10 protein-coding genes are annotated in these 11,898 nt (G+C 41.7%); 4 read left to right on the forward strand and 6 right to left on the reverse strand.

Annotation, left to right across the window (positions count from 1 at the left end; translation table 11 throughout):
- The 4 genes from ABD036_RS12225 to ABD036_RS12240 form a co-directional block, all read right to left on the reverse strand.
- A partial coding sequence (locus ABD036_RS12225; protein ID WP_486274180.1) for a transposase occupies positions 1-343 on the reverse strand: 343 nt, incomplete at its 3' end.
- Positions 344-633: 290 nt separating this feature from the next.
- The gene (locus ABD036_RS12230; protein WP_343860315.1) at positions 634-1,293 is read right to left on the reverse strand and encodes a transglycosylase SLT domain-containing protein; all 660 of its coding nucleotides are present in this window, start codon (positions 1,291-1,293) and stop codon (positions 634-636) included.
- Positions 1,294-1,388: 95 nt separating this feature from the next.
- Positions 1,389-2,972, reverse strand: a complete 1,584-nt coding sequence (gshA, locus tag ABD036_RS12235; protein ID WP_343860317.1) for a glutamate--cysteine ligase — start codon at positions 2,970-2,972, stop codon at positions 1,389-1,391.
- A gap of 200 nt (positions 2,973-3,172) precedes the next feature.
- The gene (locus ABD036_RS12240) at positions 3,173-6,064 is read right to left on the reverse strand and encodes a M16 family metallopeptidase (RefSeq protein ID WP_425542572.1); all 2,892 of its coding nucleotides are present in this window, start codon (positions 6,062-6,064) and stop codon (positions 3,173-3,175) included.
- 97 nt (positions 6,065-6,161) lie between these two features.
- Here ABD036_RS12240 and ABD036_RS12245 point away from each other — a divergent pair, with 97 nt between their 5' ends.
- The 4 genes from ABD036_RS12245 to ABD036_RS12260 are packed head-to-tail and all read left to right on the forward strand — an operon-like array spanning position 6,162 to position 8,687.
- A complete protein-coding gene (locus ABD036_RS12245) occupies positions 6,162-6,722 on the forward strand; it encodes an Hpt domain-containing protein (protein ID WP_343860319.1) in 561 nt (186 codons plus the stop codon).
- Between the two features lie 24 nt (positions 6,723-6,746).
- Positions 6,747-7,466, forward strand: coding sequence for a TIGR01621 family pseudouridine synthase (locus ABD036_RS12250; RefSeq protein ID WP_343860321.1), 720 nt, complete (start codon positions 6,747-6,749; stop codon positions 7,464-7,466).
- Positions 7,459-7,815, forward strand: coding sequence for a VanZ family protein (locus tag ABD036_RS12255; RefSeq protein ID WP_343860323.1), 357 nt, complete (start codon positions 7,459-7,461; stop codon positions 7,813-7,815). Before ABD036_RS12250 ends, ABD036_RS12255 begins: the two co-directional genes overlap by 8 nt.
- Entirely contained in the window at positions 7,812-8,687 is an 876-nt protein-coding gene (locus ABD036_RS12260; RefSeq protein WP_343860325.1) for a ketopantoate reductase family protein, read from the forward strand. The genes ABD036_RS12255 and ABD036_RS12260 overlap by 4 nt, the downstream gene beginning before the upstream one ends.
- Positions 8,688-9,134: 447 nt before the next feature.
- Here the strand turns inward: ABD036_RS12260 and lysS are convergent, their stop codons facing one another.
- Positions 9,135-10,679 (reverse strand): lysine--tRNA ligase, encoded by a 1,545-nt coding sequence (gene lysS, locus ABD036_RS12265; protein ID WP_343860327.1) that lies wholly within the window; start codon positions 10,677-10,679, stop codon positions 9,135-9,137.
- Positions 10,680-10,707: 28 nt separating this feature from the next.
- Positions 10,708-11,806 (reverse strand): peptide chain release factor 2 gene (prfB, locus tag ABD036_RS12270; RefSeq protein ID WP_343860329.1). Its coding sequence is split into 2 segments (ribosomal slippage): positions 10,708-11,730 and positions 11,732-11,806, totalling 1,098 coding nucleotides; the frame shifts between segments, so codons are not numbered across the junction.
- Positions 11,807-11,898: the final 92 nt, after the last annotated feature.

Raw genomic sequence — 11,898 nt, forward strand, 5'->3', positions numbered from 1 at the left:
GCGGTTGTTGGGAATCCACAAACCGCTGGACCAACACCGGAGTACGATGCAATCGCCTCCAACGTATCGCCACCTCTTCATCGCTCATGCTCATGGCCCTATCCTTGTCCACATGCAATACCACATGGGTATGGTTACTCATCACCGCATAGGCACACACGTCAATCGTGAAAAGTGACGCTAAAAACAAAAGTCGGTCTTCGACCCATTGACGGCGGTGTTCATAGCTTTGACCCGTGACGCTGTCTTCTCCACACAAATACGCCCGACGCACACAACGCGACACACAATGATAATACGGCGTATCGGTCAAACTGATTTGGCGCTTTCTAGGAAGAGCCATGCACACGTCCTTTGAGAATTGACAGACCTAAAGCCTAGCTGAATTTGTCTAACAATGAGGTCCAGTTCTGCGTCCAGTTTGAGTGACTGTCCTGCATAACAGGTATTGAATAGTATGAGTGACTGTCCTGACTAATAACTATAAAAACTAAAGGATGGGTGGCTGTCCTGCATAACACTCTGACTAAAAGTGGGGCTGTGAAAAATAGGACTTGGGGTGCCTGTCCATGCTAATCGGTCCATGCTAATCTCTAATCGGTGCCTGTCCACGCTAGAAAATGCGGCTGAGCACTAATCGAACAATTTAAGAAACCAGCCTTTTTGCAGATCTTCCTCGCAGGTTTTTAATTGTTTGGCGTATTGCAGGGAACGAGTATTAACCTTTTTAGCGACAGCTACCAACCAGGCTTTTCGGCGATATGTCTTACGTTTAAAACCGCCCCAGCCTTCATGGTAATTGAGATATTGGCCATAGGCGTCCCATTTTGAAATGCCATTGACTTTGTATGTCTTGCTGATAAACCAACCCATAAAGTCGATTGCGTCATCAAAATCATCGCGATCAGCGCCCGAGTTATTGGTTTCACGTATATAATCAGCCCATGTGGGTGTCTTCGCTTGACTGTACCCGTAGGCACTGCTGATGCGCCCCCAAGGGATTAGCCCGAAAAAAACATAGTCTCGTGAAGGAAGGGCTGTAGCTCTAAACGAACTTTCTTGATACATCATGGCCATAGGCACATGGATTGGGACCCCCCACTTATCTTTCATATCCTGAGCAGCGTCATACCAACTGGATTTTTCTTCAAATATTTTACAAATATTATTAATATCTTGAGGAGGCGTCACCGCGCATCCCGCTAGACACGTAGCGACCAATAAAACACCAAGTTTTTTTTGAAAAAAAACACACTGGCTTGTGAACTTTTGAATTAATGCTAGGTCATACATAGTGTGTTCAAGTTATTGTGTGTTTTCCCTGGTAGTAGTTTAATGCCTGACCTAATGTCAGGCATTTTTTTATCCAAAATACAGCCATGAAAATATCATTTCTGATTAAAATAATCTTCTAAAAAGTCATCAAATGATAACGTATTAGCTTGTTCTTTTTGCCGTTGAAGCGCAAGTGAATCGGATGCTTGCCGCTCAAACGTCTGAATATCAAATTGCTTGAACGGTGTCGATAGCAATTCATCTCGATATTTTTGTGCAAGTTCCACTCCCAAGGTCCCATTGTCCTTACCTTCGCTCAACAAGGTGTTTAATAAGGTTTCTGAGGGCGTTAAAGATGGATCTATGATTTTCTGCCATTGGGTTTCAAGTGACCTTGAATAAGCAGCCGTACTGTTGGCTTTATCTAAAGCTTCGGCCACACCGCGCATTTTCTCAAACAAAGATTCTGACCACTGAGGTATGCTCATGGATTCTGTCAGATGTTGCAGTTTTAACGCTGGATCACGACCATTAATAACAACAGATTTAAGGTTCTTTTCTGTTTGTGCATATTGTTCATCGTTCATAGCTTCACTTGGCGCGACCAAACAAAAAGTCAAAAACACATCCAAGAAATAAAACTGCTCTTTGTCTATACCAACTGCACTAAAAGGATTCACATCCAATGCACGAACTTCAATATAGCTAACGCCACGCCTTTCAAGTGCATCAGTTGGTTTTTCAAGTGGCTGAGTTGGTTGTTTGGGTCTGATGGGAGAATACAGTTCATTCTCAATCTGCAACACATTGGCATTTAGTTGCTGATATTTTCCGTCTTTTTTACCTGCAAACTTTTGGTACTTATCTGATGGCGTATTTATCGCTCGACGCAATGAGCTAATATACGAATCTAGATGGTTGTAGCATATTTTAAGCCCAGACTGTTCTGAATTGGTATATCCCAGGTCGCTCATACGTAATGAGGTTGCATAAGGCAAATAGAGTGTTCCTTTTCCTAGTTTTTGAAAAGGTAATGAGGTTTTCTTGCCGCGAATAAAAGAACTGCAAATAGCTGGAGAAGCGCCATATAAATATGGGATCAACCAACAAAAACGTCGATAGTTTCTAATCATCGCAAAATAGGCTGCTGATATTGTTTCTTTGTTAGCAACTTGCTGAGCACTGTTTTCCAGCCAAACCTGCCAAAACGATTCAGGTAGTGAGAAATTAAAATGCACGCCTGCAATTGCCTGCATCATACTGCCATACCTATTTTTAAGACCGGTGCGATACAACGTCTTCATTTTACCCACATTGGATGAACCATATTGGGCGATAGGAATGTTATCTTCTCCATCAATAAAGCACGGCATGCTGAGAGGCCAAAGTCGCTCTTCATCAATTTTTTGCATCACATATTTGTGAACATCCGCTAACTGAGCCAAGGTCACATCAGGGTTTGACTCTGGAGGCGTAATAAACTCCAGTAAAGATTCTGAAAAATCAGTGGTAATTGTTTCATGAGTTAAGGCCGAGCCTAAATCAGGATTATGGGCTTTTTGAGATAGCGAACCATTGGGATTTATTCGCAACGTTTCTCTTTCTACACCGTGCTTGATATTGGGTAGTGTTTCCTGCACAGCTGGCATATTCAACAGTGCAAGACGTTCTGCAAAAGATGAGTCGATAGACGTCAAAATACGTTCCTAATAGTGGAGTAATAATTAGTAGTGGGGAGCATTGAATCAAATTCAATGTTACAACCGAACAAAAATGTTCACTCGCCCCACTCACCTATACACATTGAAGCCTTTAATCCTCACAATGTTTAAATAGAGGCTCGCACAATACTATCGAAAGTAATCAGCATTGGCTGCGAACCTCACGTGGGTGTTAACTAAAAGTCTTCACTTTCTAATATGACTATTTCCATACCCAAAGAGTCTAACTGACCTTTCACCTTTTGCGCATCACCCACAACGACGATTTGCATATCATTCGTGTCCAATAACTTGGCAGCAAGCGTATTTAACTCTTCGCGCGTAATACTATTGATTATTTTAGTTTGTTCTTGACGATACTCTTTCGCTAAATCGAAGGTCAACAAATGATTCAAGAAGCTCGCTTTATTATAAGGTGTTTCATAGTTAAGGGCCTCTGATTGAGTATAGGCACTGCGCATTGAGCTTAGTTCCGCCTCAGTCATGCCAGACCTCTGATACGTTTTTATTTCATTTAAGATCTCTTTAATACCATCAGCAGTGTTTTGTTGCTTGAGATCGGCTCCTGCCTGGAATCGACCAAGGGTTTTCCCGCCGATAAATTGACTTGATGCCCCATAGGTATAGCCTTTATCTTCTCTGAGATTTAGATTGATCCGGCTATTAAACATCCCCCCCAATGGAAAATTCATCAGCTGACTTTTAAAATGCTCTCCAGTCGCATCATAGGGTAAAGACTTTTCAATGATCCTCACCACAGACTGACTAGCGTCCGGTTTATTGACCAAATATATTTTACTTTTACTGTAAACAGGAAACTCAGCATAAGCCGGAATCGTATAATCTTTAGCTGGCCATTGAGTTAAGAACCCTAATTTCTTAGCAATGCTCTTCTCGTTTATATCACCCACGATCACCAAATTTGCTTTACTAGGAGTATAGAATCTCTGATAAAACATCTTGATATCATCAAGCTCAATTGCACTGACTGTCTCTACCGTTCCTGATGAGGGTAAACTTACAACGTTATGTGAACCATATAGCAAATTGTCGACTACGCGCGACGCAAGCACAGCTGGATTGTTTTTACGTTGTAATAGTTGCTGGATCAGGTTTTGCTTGATGCGTTGAAAGTCTTCTTCTAGGAACGCAGGATGAAACAGTTTCATTTTCAATAATGCCAAGGTTTCATCAAGATTTTCAACCAATGAATTCACTCGAATTTGCGTATACCGTCCACCAGCACTGAACTGAATTTGACTTCCTAATAATGCCAACTGATTTGCCATTTCTTCGTTTGACATCAATTGTGTTGACTCATTCATCATACTGGCAGTAAAAGAAGCAAGGCCGGCTTTGTCAATACTGTCGAGCAATGGCCCGCCTTCGAGGTTTAACAATATCGTGACCGTTGGGGTCTCACTGTTACCATGAGCCAACATCGTTATGCCATTGTCAAATTTTTTGCGGGTAAACTGTGGCACTTGAACAGCAGGATTTGGGCCTGCAACGGGCATAACGGAACGATCAAATACATCTTGAATCGGCGTGGTTTCTACCGTCTCAGATACCGAAGACGCGGTAAAAGAGCGTTCAGGAAGCGCAAAATTTGCTTGGTTCGCAGCCAGTTGAGTTAGGCTGTCTGGCACGATACTCAAAATAACTTTTTCTTTGTCTTTAATATACTTTCGATACACTCGCATCACATCTTTAGCAGTAACGGCATTGTAGCGGTCCAAATCGTATTGAACCTGATCTGGCTGGCCACTGAACAATTGATTCATGGCGAGCGTGGTGACTTTGCCAGCTACGCTTTGTAACCCCAGAATAGTCATAGAACGAATGCTAGCTTTGGTTCGAGCTAAATCGTCTTCGTTAACTCCACGGCTTTCAAATTCGGTTAAAGTAACTTCTATAAGTTGTTGAAGCTGTTTGAGATCTGTTGATTTTTCAGGGTTTGCCAAAGCAACCATATCAAACTGACAAGCCAGCTCTCGACAAGGGTGAGAAACAAAGGCTTGAATTGCAAAGTTATCTTTCACTAAATTTTTATAAAATAACGAGGTTTTTCCGCCCCCCAAAATATCAGACAGGACATCCAGAGGCGCTTCGTCAGGATGATTCACGTACACCGTTGGGAACGTTAATTGAATCAAGGGTAAATGCACTTGATCTTCGAGCGTTATATATCGATCAGCATCCAAGGAAACTGGCATTTTTTGCATGGACTCAACTTCTGGGCCCGCCGGTATTGGAGCAAAATATTTTTTAACCCAACTTAAGGTTTCAAGAACGTCTATATCTCCACCAATGGTTATCACAGCATTATTCGGACCATACCAACGTTGGAAAAAAGCTTTGAGATCATTTACTGATACACGATTGAGATCGTCGATATATCCAATAGTAGACCATGAATAGGGGTGACCTTCGGGGTATAGTGCTTCTGCTACACGCTCTGTGCGAAGTCCATAAGGCTGATTTTCATAATTCTCACCGCGCTCATTTTTTACCGTTTCTCGCTGATTTTCAAATTTCTCTTGAGTAACGGCATCCAACAAAAAACCCATACGATCCGCTTCTAACCAAAGCACTTTTTCAAGCTGATTGGCTGGCACGGTTTGATAATAGTTGGTTCGGTCACTGTTAGTGGTGCCATTCATATCACCACCGGCTTCAGTGATGATTTTAAAGTGTTCTTCATCAGCGACGTGTTTCGACCCTTGAAACATCATATGTTCAAAAAAATGCGCGAAACCCGACTTCCCTAATTCTTCTCGGGCAGACCCTACATGATAGGTGACATCAACATGCACTAACGGATCGGAATTATCCTCATGCAAAATAACTGTGAGGCCATTGTCTAGTTTATATTTACTGTAGGCAATGGCGACTTTGTCACTACCCTGATCGTTGCGTATTTCAACTAGCGTAATCCCGTCAGGTAACGCTAACTTTGCACTATCGCCGACCTGCTTGTCGGATGAACACCCTGCAAGCATCATTGCAGTCAAACACAAAGCAAAAAACAGTTTTATCACATGAATCCCTTTAAAATGATCTATCATTTATTGATTTTTTGTTGCTCTAGATTGCATTTAGTCTACCTTGTGGACGAGAATAAAGTAATATGTTGTTAAAAATTGTATGTAATAAGAGTGTTATATGGTCAATCAAGCCGAAATTATCGATTTAAAATTTGCTTTGTCACAACTCAGTGGCAATCATGCTTTATTGATAAAATTATTGGGCAAGTTCTCAACTGAATACATTGACCTGCCTGAGCGCCTAACTAACATGCAGGCCAATGGTGATGCCCGTAGCTATCAATCTATAGTCCATACAATAAAAGGTGTATCGGGAAACCTAGGGCTCAATGCGCTGCACGATAAAGCGAAAAAGCTCGAGTCATCGTTGTTAAGTGAACAAGATACCACTGCTGATTTTATAGAATTTAAAGCAGTCCTAGAGCAAACGCTGCAACAAATACAAGATCTGTCTGCCGAGACAACAAAAGTTGCTACGGAAGCGCCGCCTCAAAGTCCAGCTCAGGTCGCTCAGAAGCAGCTGTATGACACGTTGCAACGCAATGAATTTCTCCCCCCTGAAAAACTCGACGCGCTGCTTGGAGAATGCCAATTCCCCATTCTAAAACAACGGCAACTAGAGAACGCAATAAGTGACTTGGATTACCCCGAAGCATTGCATATCCTCGATTCCATCTAGACTGTTTAATGAGCAAGCTAACAAATGATGTCAATTTCGGTCATCTTTGAAAACCAAGATATTATTGTAGTCAATAAGCCTGCAGGTTTAGGGGTGCATCAAGAAGGTGATTGCAATGGAATCGTCACCTTACTTCAAAAGCAACTGAATGTACCTCAATTATGGCTGGCACATCGACTCGATAAAGTAACCTCAGGACTATTGTTGCTAGCAAAATCAGCAGAAGCCGCAGCGCGGTTAGGAGAACTTTTCACTCAAAGAAAAATTCAAAAATATTATTTTGCAATAAGCGATCGTAAATCAAATAAAAAACAAGGAAGCGTGATAGGAGACATGCGCACCCTGCGCGACGGGAAATGGGCTTTGTCTAAAACCTTCGAAAATCCGGCAATAAGTCAGTTTTTTAGTTGTGGCATGGGTAACGGATTAAGATTTTACGTGATCAAACCTCATACCGGTAAAACCCATCAAATTCGAGTGATGATGAAAAGCCTGAGCAGTCCAATATTAGGGGACAATCTATATACCGGTAAGGCAAGTGACCGTACTTATTTGCACGCTTATATGCTGCAATTTAGTGACCAAGGTAATGACTACATCTTCAGCAGTCTTCCCCAAACGGGGATTCACTTTCAGTCTTTGCTTAACAGCCAAATCACCCATGAATTTTTTACGCCTCAACAACTTAATTGGCCGACCTTAAAGTATCAGCAGATGAAACGAACAGGCACATTTGATGGGTAGCAAAACGGCAAGCCTTATACTGTTATTACTATTGATATTATTCTCGGTAGCAATGTTAGTTCCCGTTGAATATCTACCGATAGATACCAGCAATGACAAAATTAAACACGCAATCTTTTTCATCGTTATCACGCTAGCAGTGGCATTTAGCTTGAGAACGGCGCTTTGGAAAGTTGCTGGTATTGTGAGCCTTTTTGCCATTGTGAGTGAGGTTGCACAACATCTGATTCCCTATCGCAGTGGCAACATTGATGATCTATTAGCCGATTTTAGTGGCGTTTTAGTAGGCTGCGTACTAATAAAGCTTGGCCAAATAGGTAGACGAAAATATGGAAGTAACTCAAAATGATTACCATTGTCGGCAACGGTGCCATTGGTAATTTGCTAGCACTACAGTGTCATAAACTAGGATTTGAATATCAAATCATGACTCGCGGCGCGCCACTAGAAAAAATCACGGTTGAAGGGAAAATTTGTGCAGATATTTGCAAGCTAAATATCGTAAAACCTCATTCAAAAATTGAATCTGGATTACTCATTCTGCCTTTGAAAGCATATCAAATTGTTCCTTGTATCGAGCAATTGAAAGATCAAATTAGCAAGAATGTCAGCGTGATTATGTTGCACAACGGCATGGGAACCCACCTTCAAGCAAAAGCGCTTATACCAAATCATAATATCGCAGTAGCAACCACAAGTTATGGTGCTTTCAAACCCGAAACACATCGACTCAACGTAACCGGTTTAGGCCAGACTCAGGCTGGTTGGCTAGTCAAACATTCCGTCAATACGCTTCATCAAAGCTGGTTTAGCCAACTTTTACCTCCTTGCACTTGGTATAATGATATTGAACCAATGCTTTGGCATAAGCTCGCCATTAACGCCATTATTAATCCTTTGACGACTTTGTATGATATTCCTAATGGTGAATTAACGAAATCGAAGTACTTACCGCAAATCAAGCAACTGGCCAGTGAAATAGCCTCGGTTATGGGAGCTCTGAAAATTGACGCAGATGCTCAACAGCTAGTTAATAATTGCTTGTCAGTTGCCAAGGTCACGGCAAAAAACTATTCCTCAATGCATCAAGATATTCATCATGAAAGACCAACTGAAATCGATTTCATCAACGGCTATATAGTGCAGCTGGCAAAAAGCGTAGGGGTGGCTGTCCACCTAAACCAACAATTGTTGCAAAAAATAAAGAAAATGGAGAACTAATCTCCTTGTAAATCGCCCTATACAGTACTTTTGATTGTGCGATTCTGTACGTTTGACTTGCCGTAAATAGTGGACTGACATGCGGGATTTATGAATCTCACAAGTAAGCGTTTAAAACGGTAATTTTCCTACCAATGATAATATGCCTGTCCACGGTAATTTAATTAGTCGGAATATCAAAAAAGATAAGCTAAAACAGACAATGAGATTGCAGATGATGATTTTGAATGGCTGTCCATGCTAATGACTTTGCAGTAAACAAAGTGAATTTGAGTGGCTGTCCACCTTAGTGCTAAAAAATGTGAATTTGGGTGACTGTCCACCTTAGTGCTAAAAAATGTGATTTTGGGTGACTGTCCACCTTAGTGATGCTAACAACAAAAAATGGAGGCTAAAGCCTCCATTTTTCTGTTCACAGCAATTTCTATTGATTTAAAACCTAATACTCTATGCTTGTGGCACTTCGGGTTTCATGTGTGGAAACAAGATCACGTCTTTTATGGTTGGACTGTCTGTAAAAAGCATAACCAGTCTGTCAATACCAATGCCTTCGCCAGCGGTAGGTGGCAATCCATACTCTAAGGCACGAATATAATCTTCATCAAAATGCATGGCTTCATCATCCCCGGCATCTTTTTCTTCAACCTGCTTTTTAAAGCGTGCTGTTTGGTCTTCCGGATCATTTAGCTCTGAGAAGCCATTTGCCAACTCTCTTCCGCCGACGAAAAACTCAAATCGATCAGTTATAAAAGCATTGTCATCGTTGCGACGAGCAAGTGGCGACACTTCCCATGGATAAGCCGTTATAAATGTAGGTTGGATTAACTTTTCTTCAGCAGTTGCTTCAAAAATTTCACACAGGTATTTTCCTGCCCCCCAAATACCATCAACTTCAGGCTCTTTAATATGCAATTGTTTCGCCATTGCTTTGAGCTCATCCAAATGATTCTCAGGGTCCTGAATTGCCGTTACATTGGCTTCAGGCCAATACTTAATCACCGCTTCATTCATCGTTAAGCGTTCAAACGGCTGCCCGAAGTCATAATCCACTTGCGCTATTACATTGCCTTCACTGTCTTTCTCAGTGCTGCTGATGATTGTTGTTCCTAACACATCTTGAGCTAACGTGCGCAGCATGTCTTCAGTGAGATTCATTAGATCGTGATAATCAGCGTAGGCTTGATAGAACTCTAGCATAGTGAACTCTGGGTTGTGACGAGTTGACAAGCCTTCGTTTCTAAAATTGCGATTGATCTCGAAAACACGTTCGAACCCACCTACCACAAGCCTCTTCAAATATAGCTCAGGAGCAATTCGAAGAAACATGTCAATATCAAGCGCATTATGATGTGTCACGAAGGGCTTAGCAGTGGCGCCTCCAGGGATCACTTGTAGCATTGGCGTTTCGACTTCCATGTAATTACGTTCAGTTAAATAGTTACGAATGCCATTTACAATTTTACTGCGTATCAAAAACGTTTCACGGGTTTGTGGATTTGTGATGAGATCAACATAACGCTGTCTATATTTGGTTTCTTGATCAGCTAATCCGTGAAATTTTTCAGGCAACGGACGCAGTGATTTAGTCAATAAATAATACTCATCCATATTGACATATAAATCACCTTTACCAGATTTATGTAAGGTCCCTTTAACGCCAACAATATCACCTATATCTAAGCTGCCATAACGAGCTTTGATGTCTTTTTGGGTATCTTTAGCCGCATAAGATTGGATTCGCCCGGTCATGTCTTGAAGCAATAGAAAAGGTCCTCGCTTCGCTAAAATACGACCAGCAATACTCACTTTATGACCGGCATCAGCTAGCTGTTCTTTTTCCATCTCGCCAAATTCATTTTGCACATCTTGGCTATAGTGCTCTCTACGAAAGTGATTTGGATAACCATTAGAATCACAGTTCTGGCGAATAGCATCAAGTTTTCCGCGACGCTCTGCGATCAATTTATTTTCGTCTTGTTGAATGTCAGTCATCGACTTTCCTGAATAATCGTAAAAATGTTTAAAGGCCCGACTTAAGGCTGGCCTCAATAAATCTATCTAGATCTCCGTCTAAAACGGCTTGCGTATTTCTGGTTTCAACACCCGTTCTCAGATCTTTGATCCGCGAATCATCCAACACATATGATCGTATCTGGCTTCCCCACCCTATGTCGGATTTGCTGTCTTCCATTGCTTGTTTTTCTTCATTTTGCTTCTGCATCTCGTGCTCATAAAGCTTAGCTTTGAGCTGCTTCATCGCTTGATCTTTATTTTTGTGTTGCGAGCGATCATTTTGACATTGGACCACGATATTGGTGGGTAAATGCGTGATCCTAACCGCCGAGTCAGTCCTGTTGACGTGTTGACCACCGGCGCCAGATGCTCGGTAAGTATCGATACGCAAATCCGATGGATTTATGTCGATTTCAATATCATCGTTTATCTCTGGGTAAACAAAAGCAGAGGCAAATGACGTATGCCGACGATTCCCCGAATCAAAAGGAGACTTTCTAACTAGACGGTGCACGCCTGTTTCAGTTCTGAGCCACCCAAAGGCATATTCACCACCAAATCGAATCGTGGCACTTTTTATACCAGCGACGTCACCATCAGAGACTTCAATCAGTTCAGTTTTAAGATCGTGAGCTTCGCCCCAGCGCAAATACATTCGTAATAACATGTTGGCCCAATCTTGAGCCTCAGTGCCACCTGAGCCCGACTGAATATCGATATAGCAATCATTAGCGTCATTTGGCCCAGAAAACATACGCCTAAATTCTAATAGTTCTAGTTTCTCTATTAGTTGTTGAAGCTCAGCAGAGGCTTCATTAAAGGTTTCTTCATCTTCAGCTTCAATTGCTAGTTCAAGTAAGCCTTCAACGTCCTCGGTACCTTGATCAAGCTGTTCGATGGTTTCGACAACTTGCTCCAAAGCAACTTTTTCTTTGCCAAGCGCTTGGGCTCTCTCTGGATCGTTCCACACTTCTGAGCTTTCAAGTTCTCGATTAACTTCTTCTAAGCGCTCTTTTTTTAGATCGAAGTCAAAGATACCCCCGAAGCGAATCGTTTCTTTGTCTTACATCTTCAAGTGCGTTTTGTACGGGATTGATTTCAAACATAAATCTTTATAAACAATTTGAATTAGGGCGAAGATTCTACCGGAATCTAAGACGTTTTGACAGATATGCAAAGGGATAAAGACAGTATAAGT

Origin of the sequence: Aliiglaciecola litoralis, assembly GCF_039523355.1 — a bacterium.
Taxonomy (GTDB): Bacteria; Pseudomonadota; Gammaproteobacteria; order Enterobacterales; family Alteromonadaceae; genus Aliiglaciecola; species Aliiglaciecola litoralis.